The organism is Phreatobacter sp. GW821-FHT04C01, assembly GCF_059420385.1.
In genome coordinates this window covers 526831-543561 of the sequence record NZ_JBWKTP010000001.1, presented here as the reverse complement: position 1 = coordinate 543561, position 16731 = coordinate 526831, and the positions used below count along the sequence as shown (strand labels likewise).

General features: G+C 68.4%; 17 protein-coding genes. 6 read left to right on the top strand and 11 right to left on the bottom strand.

Annotated features, from left to right (window positions below; genetic code table 11):
* Positions 1–23: 23 nt before the first annotated feature.
* From AC07WJ_RS02520 to atzD, 5 genes are all read right to left on the bottom strand, one after another.
* A complete protein-coding gene (locus AC07WJ_RS02520) occupies positions 24–986 on the bottom strand; it encodes a Bug family tripartite tricarboxylate transporter substrate binding protein (protein ID WP_494932954.1) in 963 nt (320 codons plus the stop codon).
* A 29-nt stretch (positions 987–1015) separates the two neighbouring features.
* On the bottom strand, positions 1016–1426 hold the full coding sequence (locus tag AC07WJ_RS02515; RefSeq protein ID WP_494932953.1) for a cupin domain-containing protein: 411 nt from the start codon (positions 1424–1426) through the stop codon (positions 1016–1018).
* 106 nt (positions 1427–1532) lie between these two features.
* The gene (locus AC07WJ_RS02510) at positions 1533–2135 is read right to left on the bottom strand and encodes a 2-hydroxychromene-2-carboxylate isomerase (protein WP_494932952.1); all 603 of its coding nucleotides are present in this window, start codon (positions 2133–2135) and stop codon (positions 1533–1535) included.
* A 25-nt stretch (positions 2136–2160) separates the two neighbouring features.
* Positions 2161–2910 (bottom strand): SDR family oxidoreductase, encoded by a 750-nt coding sequence (locus AC07WJ_RS02505; protein WP_494932951.1) that lies wholly within the window; start codon positions 2908–2910, stop codon positions 2161–2163.
* 82 nt (positions 2911–2992) lie between these two features.
* Positions 2993–4081 (bottom strand): cyanuric acid amidohydrolase, encoded by a 1089-nt coding sequence (gene atzD, locus AC07WJ_RS02500; RefSeq protein ID WP_494932950.1) that lies wholly within the window; start codon positions 4079–4081, stop codon positions 2993–2995.
* 173 nt (positions 4082–4254) lie between these two features.
* On the opposite strand from atzD, the gene rpmB reads away from it, so the two are divergent.
* From rpmB to ppa, 4 genes are all read left to right on the top strand, one after another.
* Complete coding sequence (rpmB, locus tag AC07WJ_RS02495; RefSeq protein WP_494932949.1) at positions 4255–4560, top strand: 50S ribosomal protein L28; 306 nt, start codon at positions 4255–4257, stop codon at positions 4558–4560.
* A gap of 163 nt (positions 4561–4723) precedes the next feature.
* Positions 4724–5704 carry a TIM44-like domain-containing protein gene (locus AC07WJ_RS02490; protein ID WP_494932948.1) on the top strand — a complete coding sequence of 327 codons (981 nt, stop codon included), beginning with the start codon at positions 4724–4726 and terminating at the stop codon, positions 5702–5704.
* A 173-nt stretch (positions 5705–5877) separates the two neighbouring features.
* Positions 5878–6387, top strand: a complete 510-nt coding sequence (locus tag AC07WJ_RS02485; RefSeq protein ID WP_494932947.1) for a GNAT family N-acetyltransferase — start codon at positions 5878–5880, stop codon at positions 6385–6387.
* A gap of 137 nt (positions 6388–6524) precedes the next feature.
* Positions 6525–7061, top strand: coding sequence for an inorganic diphosphatase (gene ppa / locus AC07WJ_RS02480; RefSeq protein WP_494932946.1), 537 nt, complete (start codon positions 6525–6527; stop codon positions 7059–7061).
* A gap of 26 nt (positions 7062–7087) precedes the next feature.
* On the opposite strand, the gene AC07WJ_RS02475 is transcribed toward ppa, so the two are convergent.
* From AC07WJ_RS02475 to AC07WJ_RS02465, 3 genes are all read right to left on the bottom strand, one after another.
* A complete protein-coding gene (locus AC07WJ_RS02475; protein ID WP_494932945.1) occupies positions 7088–7471 on the bottom strand; it encodes a response regulator in 384 nt (127 codons plus the stop codon).
* A gap of 7 nt (positions 7472–7478) precedes the next feature.
* Positions 7479–8009, bottom strand: coding sequence for a hypoxanthine phosphoribosyltransferase (hpt, locus tag AC07WJ_RS02470; protein WP_494932944.1), 531 nt, complete (start codon positions 8007–8009; stop codon positions 7479–7481).
* Positions 8010–8086: 77 nt separating this feature from the next.
* The gene (locus AC07WJ_RS02465; protein ID WP_494932943.1) at positions 8087–8983 is read right to left on the bottom strand and encodes an MJ0042-type zinc finger domain-containing protein; all 897 of its coding nucleotides are present in this window, start codon (positions 8981–8983) and stop codon (positions 8087–8089) included.
* A gap of 383 nt (positions 8984–9366) precedes the next feature.
* Between AC07WJ_RS02465 and ftsE the strand changes: the two genes are divergently transcribed.
* Positions 9367–10053, top strand: a complete 687-nt coding sequence (gene ftsE / locus AC07WJ_RS02460) for a cell division ATP-binding protein FtsE (protein ID WP_494932942.1) — start codon at positions 9367–9369, stop codon at positions 10051–10053.
* Entirely contained in the window at positions 10050–11054 is a 1005-nt protein-coding gene (locus AC07WJ_RS02455) for a cell division protein FtsX (RefSeq protein ID WP_494932941.1), read from the top strand. Before ftsE ends, AC07WJ_RS02455 begins: the two co-directional genes overlap by 4 nt.
* A gap of 284 nt (positions 11055–11338) precedes the next feature.
* On the opposite strand, the gene AC07WJ_RS02450 is transcribed toward AC07WJ_RS02455, so the two are convergent.
* The 3 genes from AC07WJ_RS02450 to AC07WJ_RS02440 form a co-directional block, all read right to left on the bottom strand.
* Positions 11339–12214, bottom strand: coding sequence for an outer-membrane lipoprotein carrier protein LolA (locus AC07WJ_RS02450; protein WP_494932940.1), 876 nt, complete (start codon positions 12212–12214; stop codon positions 11339–11341).
* Between the two features lie 73 nt (positions 12215–12287).
* On the bottom strand, positions 12288–15011 hold the full coding sequence (locus AC07WJ_RS02445; RefSeq protein WP_494932939.1) for an FtsK/SpoIIIE family DNA translocase: 2724 nt from the start codon (positions 15009–15011) through the stop codon (positions 12288–12290).
* A gap of 225 nt (positions 15012–15236) precedes the next feature.
* Positions 15237–16730, bottom strand: coding sequence for an ammonium transporter (locus AC07WJ_RS02440; RefSeq protein WP_494932938.1), 1494 nt, complete (start codon positions 16728–16730; stop codon positions 15237–15239).
* Position 16731 lies beyond the last annotated feature (1 nt).

Sequence of the window (16731 nt, the reverse complement as noted above, 5' to 3'; positions counted from 1 at the left end):
ATCGGTGCGGCCGGAGCAGCGCGTTATTCCGGCTGAATTCCGGCGTCGCGAATCATCCGCGCCCAATTGTCGATCTGAGCCTTGACGAACAGGCCGAGTTCCTCGGGCGGTCCGGAAAAGGCGTCGAAGCCGACGCCGGCGAGTTTGGTGGCAACCGCCCGGTCATGAACGATGGCCTGCAGCTCGCGGTTCAGCCTGATGACCACCTCGGGCGGCGTGCGGGCCGGCGCGAACACTCCGTTCCACGAGGTGATGTCGAACTCCGCGACGCCCGCCTCCTGCATCGACGGCAGGTCGGGCAGCAGTTTCGATCGTTCCGCGGTGGTGACCGCGAGCGCCCGGATGGCGCCAGCCTGGACCTGGGTCAGCGCCGCCGTGATATCGACGAACATCATGGAAATGCGGCCCGCCAGGATCTCGGTGATGGCCGGCGGCGTCGAGCGGAACGGCACGTGCAAGGCCTCGAATCCGGCCCGCCGGGCGAATGTCGCGCCGGCCACGATGCCGGTGGAATTGCCGCTGGCATAAGACAGCTTGCCCGGATTGGCCTTGGCATGGGCGACCAGTTCGGCCACCGATTTCGCCGGCAGCCTGGGATCGACCACCAGCATGAAGGGCAGGTTGCCGAGCCGGGCGACCGGCGCGAAATCGGCGACCGGATCATAGGTCAGCGTCTTCATCAGGCTCGGATTGGCCGAATGGGTGGTGTTGGTGGTCATGAACAGCGTGTGGCCATCGGCCGGCGCGCGCGCGACGAAGGTTGCCGCCACCGAGCCGTTGGCGCCCGCCCGGTTCTCCACCACCACGCCCTGGCCGAGGCGGCCGGACAATTGCTCGGCGACGATGCGCGCCACCGTATCCGTGCCGCTGCCGGCGGCGAAAGGGACGATCAGCGTGATCGGGCGATCCGGGAAAGCGGCACGGGCGCGCCTTGTGCCGGCCGCCAGCACGGCGAGGCCGGCGATCGCGCCTCGGCGATCGATCATGGACCCATGCATCGAAACCTCCCCAGGTCTCAGCGCCTGATGACCCGGTTCGGGTTCTCTTCGTAAGGCGGCGTGTAGATGACCAGCACGCGGACCGGCGTTTCGCTGGTCACCGTGAAGACGTGTTCCATCCCGGCTGGAAAGAAGCAGCTGTCGCCGGGCGCCATGTCGAAGCTCTGGCCGTCGACCTCGGCGCACGCCGTGCCGGCCAGGAGATAGCAGACCTGGTCGATGCCGGGATGGGCATGGGGCAGCGCGCCATTGCCCTTCTCGATCGTGCCGAGCAGCAATTCGACGGTCTCGGCGCCGACCGTCTCGCGTCCGATCAGGCGGCGATTGGTGGTGCCGGTGTGATTGGCGGGATGATAGCCCGGTACATCCGCCTCGCGGACATGGTAGCGGCGCGGCGCATCGCCGGCGTCCCCGGTCTCGGCCGTCATGATCGTCCTCCCGGAACGTCCCCTCGGCCGGTTGGCCCGGCCTGTCCCCGCTTGCGCAGGTGTTGAGCCTGGAGTGTGAGGCCGCCGGCGGGACTGTCAAGCCGGCCTATGGCAGCGGCTTCGCCAGCTCGTCCTCGACCTGGCCGAGCCGGTCCTTGCCGAAGAACATCTCGTCGCCGACGAAGAAGGTGGGAATGCCGAACACGCCGCGCGCGACCGCGGCTTCCGTATTGGCGACGAGCCTCGCCTTCACGTCGCCGTCCTGGGTCCGCGCCAGCAAGGTCGCGCCGTCGAGACCGGCCGTGTCGAGGACGCGCAGGACCACCGCGGGGTCGTCCATCTTCTCGCCGCTCTCCCACATGGCCGCCAGCACCACCGCGACATAACGTTCGGCCGTGCCGGCCATCTCGGCCGCCACCAGGCCGCGCATGATCAGCAGCGTATTGACCGGGAAATGCGGATTCAGCCGGAACCTGTGCAATCCGTGCCGGGCGACGAAACGCCGGGTCTCCAGCATCTCATAGGCGAGCTTGCCCTTGATCGGCGCGAAGGCCTGCACCGGCGACTGGTTGTTGGTCGCCTTGAAGAGGCCGCCGAGCAGGCAGGGCACCAGCCGGACGCTCGCGCCGTGGCGCGCGGCCACAGCGGGCAGCACCTGCCAGGCGAGATAGGCATTGGGGCTGCCGAAATCGAAGATGAATTCAACCATCCTTGCGGCTTCGCCAGTCATCGCCTCACCACGCTTCCGTCCAGGGCCGGAGGTCCATTTCATGGGTCCAGGCCGAGCGCCCCTGATGGTGCAGCCAGACATAGTTGCGGGCGATCTCGTCGGGCTTGAGGATCTCGTCGCGCGCCAGCCGCGCCTCGATATCGGCGAGGCGCCCGCGCGCGAACGTCCCGTCAATGGTGCCGTCGACGACGACATGGGCGACATGCAGGCCCTTGGGGCCGAGCTCGCGGGCCATGCTCTGGGCCATCGCCCTCAGGCCGTGCTTGGCGCCGGCAAAGGCCGAGAATTGCGCGCGGCCGCGCAGGCTGGCGGTGGCGCCGGTGAAGATCACCGTGCCGCGGCCGCGCGGCGTCATCACCCGTGCCGCCTCGCGCCCGGTCAGGAAGCCGGCGAGCGCCGCCATTTCCCAGACCTTGGTGTAGACGCGGGTGGTGGTCTCAACGAGCGGGAACCAGACATTGGCGCCGATATTGAAGACGACCACCTCCAGCGGTCCGATCTCGGCCTCGATCCGGTCGAACAGTTCGACCATCTCCGTCTCTTCGCGGGCGTCGACGCCGAAGGCATGGGCCCGGCCGCCGTCGGCGCGGATCGATGCGGAGAGCTGCTGCAACGCCTCGAGATGGCGCGGCCGGCGGGTCAGGCAGACGGTCAGCCCGTCGCGGGCAAAAGCCCTGGCGATGGCGCTGCCGACCCCCTCGCCGGCGCCGACCACCAGGCAGACGCCTTGCCCGGCCTGTGACTGATCCGTCATGATCATCACCCCCTGCCTGAAGACGAGGCAGGTTCATCCCGAATGGGCGCAAGGTCAATTGCGGCGCGGCGCGAGGGACGGATCAGCGCTCGACGATGACGGCGACCGGCCCGCCGCCGGGCGGCCCCTGATGCTCGGCGCCGCCCGAAACATAGAGCGTCGATCGTCCCACCAGTCCGCCGAGCGCACCGGCGACATAGGCCCGGGCGTGACGGGTCGACGAGATGTCGGAATCGTCGAGCATGGTATGACGCTCGCCGCGCAAGGTGCCGTCCGGGCTCGCCTCGGCCTTGGCGAGCAAGGCGACCAGATGGGCGCGCTGGCGCGGATCGAGCTGGCCGTTCGCCTGAAGCCCGACGCGGGCGAGCGCGGCCCGGACCGGCTCGATGTCGATCGCGTCGGCCATCACCGTATGGTCGATGGTGAGAAGGCCCGACCAGGCCGCCGAACGGCCGAGCACGACCACCTCGTGATGGTCGAGTTCGACCCCGGCCGAGGCGCTGGCCTTGGCCGACCACAGGCTGAAATCGCGGCCGATCACCGCGTCCGACAGCCGCGCGCGCGGGATCTCGCCGAGCGCCACCGCGATGCCCAGGGAGGAAGCGCCGCGCGACAGGCCCATGGATTTCAGGGTGTCGCGCACGGCGACCGTCGCGCCGCGGGCTTCCGCCGCGCCGATCCGGCCGGCGGTCAGCAGCGGGCATTTGACCTGGACGAAATGGACGTCCGCCGGGTCGTCGATCGCCGCGTGCCGCATCGCCAGGCGCACGGCCTCGGCCACCTGGTCGACCTGCCCCATCCGGCCGAGCTGTTCGGCCGGCAGCATGGCGGTGTGGACGCGGCCGATCGCCAGGGCCGGACCCGCCAGGCCCTCGCCTTCGACCCGCTCGAACACCGTCCAGTGCGGCGACATGGCGCCTTCCGTGCCGCCCGACATGACGTAGCAGACCTCGCCCGCACGCTGGGCGCCGACATGGCGGGCCAGCGCCAGGGTCAGCGATTGCGTGGCATAGCCGCGGCTGAAGTCATTGACGCAGCCATTGCCCTCGGTCTTGCCGAAAATCGCCAGGATGCCGGCGGGGTCGATGGTGCCGGCCTGGATCGCCGCCTCCAGTGCCGAAACGTCGTCGGGAGCGCTGGCGGCCAGGCGATGAACGCGGGCGATGGGCATGAAAGGCTTCCTTCCTGGTGGTCTGATCAAGCGGGCTCGAACGGTTTTAGCAAGCCCCGTGCCGGTTTTGCTTGACAGACCGGGTCGGGGTGACTATCCGATCGCCTCTCCGAAAAGGACCATTTTGTCCCGCGGCCGGCGCATGCCGTCGCCATGTGTTTAGGATCCGACCGATGTCGCGTCGTTGTGAACTCACCGGTAAGGGTGTTCTGGTTGGCCACCGGGTCAGCCACTCGAACATCAAGACGAAGCACCGCTTCCTGCCGAACCTGCAGAACATCTCCTTCACCTCCGAACTGCTCGGCCAGAGCGTTTCGCTGCGCGTGACGACCCACGCGCTGCGCTCGGTCGACCACAATGGTGGTCTGGACGCTTTCCTGGCCAAGGCTCGCGCCGAGGACCTGTCGCCCAAGGCGCGCCAGCTCAAGGCGACCATCGCCAAGAAGCGCGCCGAAGCGGCTGTGGCCGCCGCGGCCTGATAAAGCTTAAGCTTCTGTAAAGATTTGGAAACCGGCGCCAGTGTTCTGGCGCCGGTTTTCGTTATTACCGCTGCGTCATTGTCCCGCAGCGACCTGATCCCCATATCACGCTAAGTTGAGTCAAGCGCGGGCAGACCCCGTTTCTCGCGCAGTGGGGAGACAGATGACGACGAAAAGCCTTTTCCGCATGACCGCCGTGGCTTCCGTGGCTCTCATGCTGGGCGTTCTGGCAGCCGATGCGCGGCCGGGTGGCGGCCGCTCTTCGGGCAGCCGCGGCAGCAACACCTATTCCGCGCCGCCCTCCACCAATACGGCGCCCTCGACGGCGCAGCCGATGCAGCGCACGACCGCGCCGACGCCGGCGCCCGGCGCACAGCAGCCGGCCATGGGCCAGCGCCCGCCGGTCAACCAGCCGGCCGCGCAAGGGTCGCGCTGGGGCGGCCTCGGCATGGGCCTGGCCGCCGGTTTCCTCGGCGCCGGCCTGTTCGGGCTGTTGTCCGGCGGCGGCTTCCTGAGCGGCCTCGGCTCGCTCATGGGCATGGTCGGCTTCCTGTTCCAGATCGCCCTCATCGGTGGCGTGATCTTCCTGGTCATGCGCTTCCTGCGCAGCCGGCGTGAGCAGCAGGCCGGTGGCCCGATGCCCGCCCATGCCCGCATGGGCGGCGCCGGTCCGCTGCCGAACGGCCCGATCCCCGGCATGGCCGGTGGTTCGGTCGCCTCGCCTTCGGCGGCCCCGTCCGACAAGATCGGCGTGACCGGTGCGGATTTCGACCTGTTCGAACGCCGCCTCCAGGAGGTGCAGGACGCCTATTCGCGTGAGGACCTCAACGCGCTGCGTGCGGTCGCCACCCCCGAGATGGTGTCCTATTTCGCCGAGGACCTGAAGGCCAATGCCGACAAGGGCGCGGTCAACCGCATCTCCAACGTCAAGCTGCTGCAGGGTGACCTGTCGGAAGCCTGGCGCGAGCCGAGCGGCGACTACGCCACCGTCGCCATGCGCTACGGCCTGACCGATGTGACGCTCGAGCGCGCCTCGGGCCGTATCATCGGCGGCAATCCGCGCGGCGAAGAGGTCACCGAGCTCTGGACCTTCCTCAGGCCGCATGGCGGCACCTGGCAGGTCACGGCGATCCAGCAGACCTGACGGTCCGCACCGACCGATCGATCGAGAGAGCCCCGGCCATCGGCCGGGGCTTTTTCTTTGGCGCCCGGCCGGCCCGCTTTGCGACGGCCGTTAACCCTTTGATCACACCTGTTGACGAAAGCTTAACGAAACCGTTGCGACCAGCCTGCCTTCGTGGTTCCATTCTTTTCACCATGAAGACCGTCACCACTGAAATCCGCCTTGCGCGCATAACCGACGCCCCGATCGTTGCCGAGGTGCATGACGAGGCGTGGCGGGCCGCCTATCGCGGCCTGATACCCGGTGCCGAGCTGGAAAAGCTCATCTCGCGCCGGGGACCCGGCTGGTGGGAATCGGCGATTCGCAAAGGCAACCGCATCGCGCTTCTCGGTTTCGGCGACGAGGTTGCCGGCTACGCCAATTACGGCCGCAACCGTGCCAAGGCGCTGTCCTATGACGGCGAGATCTACGAGCTCTATCTGCGGCCCAAATTCATCGGCCTCGGGCTCGGCCGCAAACTGTTCCACTCGGCCCGCAAGGATCTGGTCGGCCATGGGCTGGACAGCGTGGTGGTCTGGGCCTTGAGCGACAATGACGCGGCGGTGACCTTCTACCGGGCGATGGGCGGCAAGCCGGTGGCCCGCTCGTCGGAGACCTTCGGCGCCCGTTCACTCGACAAGACGGCCTTCGGCTGGACCGCCTGACGGCCTGATTCGCTAAATTTTTCCCGGTTTTGCCGCGCGATTCGCGCTGGCGCGATGGTCTTTAGCCTTTCGCCCACTTGCCGGCGAGGGGCCTATGCCGCTATCGAGGCGCCACGAATTTCCGGAGAACGTCGCCGATGCGTATCGATGCAGTTTCGATTGGTAAGAACCCGCCCCACGAGGTCAATGTGATCGTCGAGGTCCCGGTGGGCGGGGAACCGATCAAATATGAGATGGACAAGGAGGCCGGCACCCTGGTGGTCGACCGCTTCCTCTACACCTCGATGCGTTATCCCGGCAATTACGGCTTCATTCCGCATACCCTGTCCGAGGACGGCGACCCCTGCGACGTGCTGATCGCCAACCAGCGCGGCATCGTGCCCGGCGCCATCGTCGCGGTCCGCCCGGTCGGCGTCCTGAAGATGACCGACGAGGCCGGCGGCGACGAGAAGATCGTGGCCGTCCCCGTGCCGCGGCTGACCCGGCGTTATGAGAATGTCCACGAGGCCACCGACCTGCCGGAAATCACCCGTCAGCAGATCGAGCATTTCTTCACCCACTACAAGGATCTCGAGCCCGGCAAGTGGGTCAAGGTCCAGGGCTGGGGCGATGCCGCGGAAGCGCGCAGGCTGATCGAGGAAGCCATGGCGCGGGCCAAGGCCGCCAAGGCCTGAGGACGATCGACCGCCGGCGGCCGGTATCAGCCCGGCCGTTTCGGCCCCGCCGCCAGCGCCTCGGCCACCTTGGCCCTGATATCCGCCAGCGAAAACGGCTTGGTCACCACATCATGGATCAGCGCGTCCAGCCCATGGGCGCGTTCGCGCTGATCGGCGTAACCGGTCATCAGCAGGATGACGAGGTCGGGAAATTGCGGCGCCGCCGCCAGCGCCAGCGCGATGCCGTCCATCAGCGGCATGCGGATATCGGTCAACAGCAGGTCGAAGGCGCCCTTGTCGCGCTCGAGCCATTCGAGCGCCTCGGCGCCGTCGCGGGTTTCGACCACCACGTGACCGTCGATCTCGAGCGCGCGCCGGACGAAGCTGCGGACCGGTTCGTCGTCTTCGGCGATCAGTACCCGTGCCATCGCCGGATCAGTCCTCGATCACGCCGACAAAAGGCAATTGCCGCCAGGCATGGGCGACATCCATGCCGTAGCCGACCACGAACACGTCGGGGCAAATGAAACCGACATAGTCGGCATGCAGGTTGACCGCGCGCTTGCCGGGCTTTTCCAGGAGCACGCAGGTCCTGACGCTGCGGGCGCCACGCGCGCTCAGGAGATCCTTGGCATAGGTCAGCGTCCGGCCGCTTTCCAGGATGTCGTCGACCAGCAGCACGTCGCGGTCGGCGACCGGGCTTTCGACATCGTGCAGGATGCGCACCGAGCCGCTCGACACCGTGCCTTCGAGATAGCTCGACAGCGACATGAACTCGACTTCCGGCGCCATGCCGGCGGCATCCATCGCGCGGATCAGGTCGGCGGCGAAAACGAAGCTGCCCTTCAGCACCGCGATGACCAGAAGCCGCTCGGGGCGGGTATCGGCGATCTCGCGCACCAGCTCCTTCTGGCGCTCGGCAATCGCCTCGGCCGAAAACAGCACACGAATCTTGGAACGGTCCATCACGGGGCTCCGGGCATCCTGACAGCAGGGAAAGTCTCGATCACAGGTTCATGGCTTAGCGCGACCTGATCGCCGCGTCATCTCCCGCCGGCATCCTGGCGGGTGAAGAAGCGCACTTCGACGGTGGCGCCATCCGGCGGTGGCGATGCCAGGCGCGAGCGGAACGGCGCTGCCTCGCCCGGACCGAGCTGCGGCTTCGGCGCCGTCGCGGTCCAGGTGTAGATTTCCTTGCCGGTTGCGTCGCGCACCGCCAGCCGCAGCCGCGGCAGGTCGATCGGCCGCGCGGTGATATTGACGAGCTTGCCCTCGACCACCAGCACGACCACCCCGTCGACGATCTCGTTGGCGCCCTTGACCTCCTGGAAGTCGACGCCGCGCAGGTTCACCGGAACGCCCAGGGTCTCGTAGACGGTGGCGCTGTCGGGCACCGTGCGGACCACCTGCTCGCGGCCTAGGAAGAAGGTCGCCAGGATGGCGATGCCGATCAGCACGATGGTCATCGGCACCGGCAGGCGCCAGCCGGTCCCCCCGGGCCGCGCCGCATAGGCGCGCTTGCGCCGCTGGGCGGCGCGCGATTCGATATCGGCGCGCGCGGCGCGCGGTTTCGCCGGGCTCGGTGGCGCGCTCACGTCGATACGCGGCGGCAAGGGATCGGCCGGGCGGTCGGGCGCGATCGGCGGCGATTCGGTGACCGTCGTCATGGCGGCCGGCACGTCGACCGGTTCCGATGCCGGCTTGTCGCGCGCCTCCTCGGCGAAGGCCGCGCCCCAGTCGTCATCGGTGGTCTCATCGGCCGCGCCGGCGGAGCCGGTCTCGGCCACGGCCTGGGCGATCGCCGGCTCGGCTATGGCACTGTCGGGCGTCGCCAGCCAGACCGTCCGACAGCGGGCACAGCGCACCTGCCGCCCGGCATCGCCGAGCGCAGTCGCGGTTACCCGGAAAGCCGTCGCGCAGGACGGACAGACGATCAACATGAAACCTGCCCCGGGACCGTTGTCCCTGGGATGCACACTCGCTTGGGCGTGGTTAATTGGCCGTTAAGTGCGGCATCATCAGAGCACCGGATTGTGTGCGCCGCGACGGTTCCGGGCAGGTTGGACAGCCGAAACCGGGCCGCGATCCGCCCGCCGGAGCCCGCAACGGAAAGGGCCGCCCGGCCGCCCGCAACAGGTGCGACGCAACCGCGCATGCACGGCCCGACGCCCCACGCGCCGGCTTTTGCCGGCCGCCGCCTTCGACGCGCCACATCCGGCCCCTCAAATGCCTCGGCTCCCTGGAGCGTAAGGTCGCCGGCCGTGGCATGATCGCGCGCTTGCGAATCACGCCTCGCGACCCTGACGATGAGAGACACTGCCCCTTGGTCCGTTTCGAGAATGTCGGTTTGCGCTACGGCCTCGGTCCGGAGGTGCTGCGGGATCTGTCCTTCGGCATCGACCCGCATTCCTTCCAGTTTCTCACCGGACCATCGGGCGCCGGCAAGACCAGCCTGCTGAAACTGCTGTTCCTGTCGCTCCGGCCGACCCGCGGCCTGGTCACGGTGTTCGACCACGACACCGCGCGCCTGTCGAAGGACGAATTGTCGGTGCTGCGCCGGCGCATCGGCATCGTGTTCCAGGATTTTCGCCTGCTCGACCACCTGACCACCTATGAGAATGTCGCCTTGCCCATGCGCGTGCTCGGCAAGGACGAGGCGAGCTACCGCTCCGAGGTCGTCGACCTCCTGGAATGGGTCGGGCTCGGCCACCGGATCGACGCTTATCCGCCGATCCTGTCGGGCGGCGAGAAGCAGCGCGCGGCGATTGCCCGCGCCGTCATCGTGCGTCCCGAAATGCTGCTGGCCGACGAGCCGACCGGCAATGTCGATCCGCCGCTGGCCAAACGCCTGCTTCGCCTGTTCGTCGAGCTGAACCGCACCGGCACCGCCGTGCTGATCGCCACCCACGACCTCTCGCTGCTCGACCAGGTCGAGGCGCGCCGCCTGATCATCGACGACGGCTCGGTGTCGATCAGCGACCCGCACCACCCGGAGGATGACCGGTGGTGACGGCGCTGAAGGACCTTTGGGCCCCGCTTGCCCGGCGCCTGGGCCTGCCCGGACAGCGGCAGCCCGCGGCGGAGGATGCCGAAGACGGCGGCCGGCGGCCGACGACCTCGGGCGTCTCGCTGGTGCCGCCCTCTTCGATCGCCGGCCGGGCGCTGATCGTCATCATCGCCATCATGACTTTTCTCGGCTCGCTCACCGTCGGCGCGGTCGACCTGGTGCGCACCGCCGCCGACGACTGGACCGCCTCGATCGTGCGCGAGGCGACCATTCAGGTGCGTCCCGCGCCCGGCCGCAACCTGCAGGCCGACGTTGTCAGGGCGACCGAGGTCGCCGTTCGCTTTCCCGGCGTCGCCGATGTCTCGCCCTACACGGCGGAGGAGACCGCCCGCATGCTGGAGCCCTGGCTCGGCACCGGGCTTGCCACCGACGACCTGCCGATCCCCAGGCTGATCGTGCTGAGGCTTGCCGACGACCGGCCGGCCGACCTGGCCGGCCTCAAGCGGGCGCTGGTCGAGCAGGTGCCGACCGCCAGCCTCGACGACCACCGCCAATGGTTCGACCGGCTCAAGGCCATGGCCCGCGCGGTCGTCATTGTCGGCCTGGTCATCGTCATCCTGATGATCCTGACGACAGGGCTTTCGGTGATCTTCGCGACGCGCGCCGCAGTCGCCACCAACCGGCCGGTCGTCGAGGTCCTGCATTTCGTCGGCGCGCGCGACGCCTTCATCGCCGGCGAGTTCCAGAGCCATTTCCTCTGGCTGGCGCTGAAGGGCGGGCTCGCCGGCGGCGCGGCGGCGATCCTGAGCATCCTGGCGGCCGGGCTCGTCGCGTCGCGCTGGCGGGCGACCGCCGGCGGCGACCAGATCGAGGCGCTGTTCGGCACCTTCTCGCTCGGCTCGACCGGCTATGTCGGCATTACCGTGCTGGTCGTGCTGGTCACGGCGGTCGCGGCGCTCACCTCGCGCTGGACCGTCATGCGCACGCTGAACGCCATCGACTAGGACCGCGGCACGGTAGGCGATCGAGGTTCTTTGACCGGATAGGCGCAGCGGCGTTTTTCACCGGGGCCGAGGTCGTGGCTGGCCGGTACAAGCAATGTCTTTGGAGCGGCGGGCACTGGATCGGCCAAGGCTCATGACCGCACCTGTCGCCCAGCACACAGCAAGCTCAATACATCGTGCTGCCCGGGTTTGTCCCTGGCATCCACGACTTGCTTGCACCAGCATCAACCCGTCAGAGCCGCTGTGCGCGGTAGCACCAGGGCATTCACCCCGGAGAAGTCGCGCTACTGCAGGATGCGCTCGTAATTGATCCGGAACTGCCGCTGGTCGGGCCTGCGGGTGGTGTCGAGATTGTGCACGGCGACCGAGGTCTCGTAGCCCTGGGCATCGAACACCGTCCACTGGCGGAGCGTGAAATCGCTGGCGTTGAACAGGATCATCAGCCGGTTGGTGCCGCCGATCGCCTGGCGCTCCTCGAGCATGACGATGACATAGTCGGGGTCGCGGGTGACCGAGGTGACATTGGCGTCGCGCATGATGTCGACCCGGTCGGACAGGAGGAAGCGCAGCGGCGTCTGCGACAGGGGATAGATGTCCTGGGTGTTCAGGCGCCGGTCGCGCACCGCCACAGACTGGCCGTCGGCGATGATCTCGACCGGACTCGGCGCATTGTACTGGAAACGGATCTTGCCGGGCTTGTCGAGATAGAGCTTGCCGGTGGTACGCCGGCCGTCCGGGCCGACCTGGACGAAATCGCCCTGCATAAAGCGGATGCTGTTGAAATAGGCATTCACGTGCTGCGCGATGTCGCGCGTATCGGCGTCGATGCCGCGCGCGGCGCGCGGCGCCTGGCGCCGGACCGGCGCGGTCAGCGGCCCGGCCGCCGCAGCGGCTGGCGCCGGAGCGGCCGCCTGGCCGGGCGGTTGCGGCATGGCGGGCGCGGTCGGCGAATCGGTCGAAGGCCTGACCGCCGGCACCGGCGCGACCCGCGGGCCACCGCCTGGCGCCGGCGCACCGGGCGGCGGGCCGAGCTGCAGCGGGGCTCCCTGGGCCAGCACGATCGGCCGATCGGAAGCGGCCGCGAACGAGGGCGCCCCGAACAGCGCGATCCCGGCCACCAGCAGGCAGGCCGGTCCCGCGATTGTCAGGCGTCTCGTCATCGCTGCTCCATGAAACTTGGTCGGCGCGGGTGATAGGCAGGCGATAGGGCGAATTCGAGGCGAAACTCGTCCCTCAATCCGCGCCCTCGGGCAGCAGGATCTCGCGTTTGCCGGCATGGTTGGCCGGCCCGACAATGCCTTCCCGTTCCATCCGCTCAATCAGCGAGGCGGCCTTGTTATAGCCGATCTGCAGCCGTCTTTGGATATAGGAGGTCGACGCCTTCTTGTCGCGCATGACCACCTGGATCGCCTTGTCGTAGAGGTCGGCCGGCTCGTCGCCGAAGGCGCCCTTGTCGAATACCGCGCCGTCCTCACCGTCGCCCTCGCCGCCTTCCTCCTCGTCGGTGGTGACCGATTCGAGATAATCGGGCGCGCCCTGCTGCTTCAGGTGATTGACGATCCGCTCGACCTCTTCGTCGGACACGAAGGGACCGTGGACACGGCTGATCCGGCCGCCGCCGGCCATGAACAGCATGTCGCCGCGGCCGAGCAACTGCTCCGCGCCCTGCTCGCCCAGGATGGTGCGGCTGTCGATCTTGGAGGTGACCTGGAACGAGATGCGGGTCGGGAAGTTCGCCTTGATCGTGCCGGTGATGACGTCGACCGAGGGCCGCTGCGTCGCCATGATCAGATGGATGCCGGCAGCGCGCGCCATCTGGGCCAGGCGCTGGATAGCGCCTTCGATATCCTTGCCGGCGACCATCATCAGATCGGCCATTTCGTCGACGATGACGACGATATAAGGGATCGGGTCGAGGCCCATCTCCTCCTGCTCGTAGATCGCCTCGCCGGTCTCGCGGTCGAAACCGGTCTGCACGGTGCGGGTCAGGAGCTCGCCCTTGCCGCGGGCCTGGGCCATGCGCGCGTTGAAGCCGTCGATATTGCGGACGCCGAGCTTCGACATCTTCTTGTAGCGCTCTTCCATCTCGCGCACCGCCCATTTGAGCGCGACGACCGCCTTTTTCGGATCGGTGACGACGGGGGTGAGCAAGTGCGGAATGCCGTCATAGATCGACAATTCCAGCATTTTCGGATCGACCATGATCAGCCGGCACTGGTCCGGCCGGAGCCGGAACACCAGCGACAGGATCATGGTGTTGATCGCCACCGACTTACCCGAGCCGGTGGTACCCGCGACCAGGAGATGCGGCATCTTGGCGAGATCGGCGATCACCGGATCGCCGCCGATGGTCTTGCCGAGTGCGATCGGCAGCTTCTCCTTGGCGGTCATGAAATCCTGGCTCGCCAGCATTTCCCTCAGCAGCACGTTCTCGCGCCGGGCATTCGGCAGTTCGATGCCGATGGCATTGCGGCCGGGCACCAGGGCGACGCGGGCGGAGACCGCCGACATCGAGCGGGCGATGTCGTCGGCGAGGCCGATGACCCGGTTGGAGCGCGTGCCGGGCGCCGGTTCCAGCTCATAGAGGGTGACCACCGGGCCGGGCCGGACATTGATGATCTCGCCGCGCACGCCGAAATCGTCGAGCACCGAGGCGAGCGTCGTCGCATTGTCCTGCAACGCCTCGGTCGACATGGTGGCATCGCGCTCGGACGGCTTGGGTTCGGTCAGCAGATCGAGCGGCGGCAGCTCGTAGGTGTCGTCGACGCCGTCGGGCGCCGGCAGGGGCAGCTTTTGCTGCACCGCCACCGGACGGGGCGCCGGCGCCGGCGCGTGAATGCGCGGCCCGCGGCCGTCGGCGACCGGGCGGGGTCCGACCTCGAACGGCGGCTCGTCGTCCTCGACCGGCGGCCGGCCGGCCAGCGCCGGCCCGGTCCCCGGCACGGTCCTCGGTGCGTCGACGATCTCCGGCTCGTCCTGGCGGACGCGCGCCGGCGGCGCATGGAAGGTTCGGGGTGACCGCTCGGCCGCGGCCTCGACCACCGGCTCCCGGCGCGCGCCGGAGGTCCGGGCGGCCACCGGAAAATCGTCGTCCGGCTCGGTGAAGAAGGCCTTGGCCCGGGCGGCGAGACCCGGCGTCGCGGCGCCCGGCGCGGCGGCATCGGCGCGCCCGGTCGGCGCCCCGGCCGCGGCACGCGCCAGGTCCGGCGCCTCGCCCGCCATCCGTTTCAACTTGGCCTTGGCCGACAACAGGCCATGGGCGAGGGCGCCGAGGCTGTTGGCGGCAAGACCACCGAGACGGCCGGGCTCCTGGTCGTCGACCGGGCGCACGCGCACCGTACGGGCCGGAGCGAGCTCGTCGGCGGCATCGTCGTCGGCCACCCGTGCCGTCTTGATCATGACGCCGGCCGAGATCGCCGCGATCGTCAGGCCCAGGCCGAGAATGGCGATGGCGACCACGATCCGCGCCATGCCCGAGAGATTGCCGGCGACCGCGCTGATCACCGCCAGGCCCCCGTCGCCGATCACGCCGCCGATGCCGGTCGGCAGCGGCCAGCCGCGCGGCGCCTGAACAACGGATGCGGCGACCGCCAGGATCATGCCGGCCGCGATGCCGAGCGGAATCCGCAGGCCTTCGCGATCGAACGGCCGGTTGGTGACGAAACGCCAGCCCCAGGCGGCCGCCACGCCGAGAAGGCCAATGGCGCCGAGCCCGAACAATTGCATCAGAAGGTCGGCCAGGATCGCGCCTGGCCGGCCGACCCAGTTCTTGACCGGCGCATTGGTGGCGTGGCTGAGCGAGGGATCGCCCGCGGTCCAGGTCATCAGCGCGAGCGCCGCCAGGCCGACGGCCGCGAGGATCGCCAGACCACCGATCTGCCGGATCTTGCGGCGCATCGCGCCCTTCATCGCCTCGGGAAAGATCGAGAGCCCGGTATGCCGCCGCGCCACAGCCATGTCGGTCGCATCCTGTGAAGGGAGAGCCGAACGGGGCGATCCGCGCGCAGGCGGCCGCCCCGGAGAGCCATCCGGTTCGTGAACCTGAACTTAGCGAGGCAAGGGTTGACGGGGGATTAACCATCGCCCGACGGGCTGCCGCGCGTGGCGCGCCGCGGGCAAAAGAGAACCCCCGACGCAGGCGCGCCGGGGGCTTTTTTTTATTATCCCGGGAGCCGGCAGGCCTCAGGGATTATAGGCCCGCTCGCCATGCTCGGCGAGGTCGAGACCCTCGCGCTCGCGGTCGGCGGAAACCCTCAGGCCGACGACCACGTCGACGATCTTGTAGAGAATGAACGAACCGATGCCGGACCAGACGATGGTCAGCAGTACCGCTTTCACCTGGGCCAGGAAGGCCGGGCCGAACTCGTAGGCCGCGACCGCCAGCTCACCCGGCTTGGTTTCGTAGTCGGGAATGCCGACGCCGCCGAGCGAGGTATTGACCAGGATGCCGGTGGCGAGCGCGCCGAGGATGCCGCCGACGCAATGGATGCCGAAGACATCCAGCGAGTCGTCGTAACCGAAGGCGTTCTTCACCGTCGAGCAGAACACGAAGCAGACACCGCCGGCGACCAGGCCGAGGACGATCGAGCCCATCGGACCGGCGAAACCGGAGGCCGGGGTCACCGCCACCAGGCCCGCCACCGCGCCCGACACCGCGCCGAGCAGCGACGGCTTGCCCTTGGCCGCCCATTCGACGAACAGCCAGGCCAGTGCCGCGGCCGCGGTGGCCACGAAGGTGTTGATCATGGCGAGCGCCGCCGTGCCGTTGGCCTCGAGGTTCGAGCCGGCATTGAAGCCGAACCAGCCGACCCAGAGCAGGGCCGCGCCGATCATGGTCATGACCAGCGAGTGGGGCGGCATCAGTTCCTTGCCGTAACCGATGCGCTTGCCGATGACCAGGCAGCCGACGAGGCCGGCAATGCCGGCATTGATATGGACCACCGTGCCGCCGGCGAAGTCGAGCGCGCCCCACTGGTAGATCAGGCCGGCATCGGCCTTGATCTCGGCCAGCTTGGCTTCGGCCGCCGCCTTCTTGGCGGCGTCGGCGCCGGCCGCGGCGACCGCCTTGACGGCATCGGCGATGGCATCGGGACCGGCCCAGTACCAGACCATGTGGGCGATCGGGAAATAGACGAAGGTCACCCACAGAACGACGAACAGGATGACCGCCGAGAACTTGGCCCGCTCGGCGATGGCGCCGATGATCAGCGCCGGCGTGATGCAGGCGAAGGTCATCTGGAAGCAGATATAGACGAGCTCGGGGATCACCACGCCGTTCGAAAAGGTCGCGGCGGTGGAATTCGCGTCGACCCCGATCAGGAAGGCCTTGGAGAAGCCGCCGACATAGGCATTGAGGCCGCCGCCATTGGTGAAGGTCAGCGAGTAGCCGTAGATCACCCAGATGATCGCCACCAGCGCCACGATCACGAAGACCTGGGTCAGCACCGACAGCATGTTCTTGGTGCGCACCAGGCCGCCATAGAACAGCGCCAGGCCCGGTACGGTCATCAGCAGCACGAGCAGGGCGGAGGTCAGCATCCAGGCGGTGTCACCCGGGTTGGGCTTCGGCGGGGTCGGCGCCGGCGCCTGGGCCAGCGCCGGTTCGACGAAGACTGCCACGGCGGCCAACAGCGCAAGCGCCGCGAAGCCCCACCGGGAACATAAGGACTTTGTCATG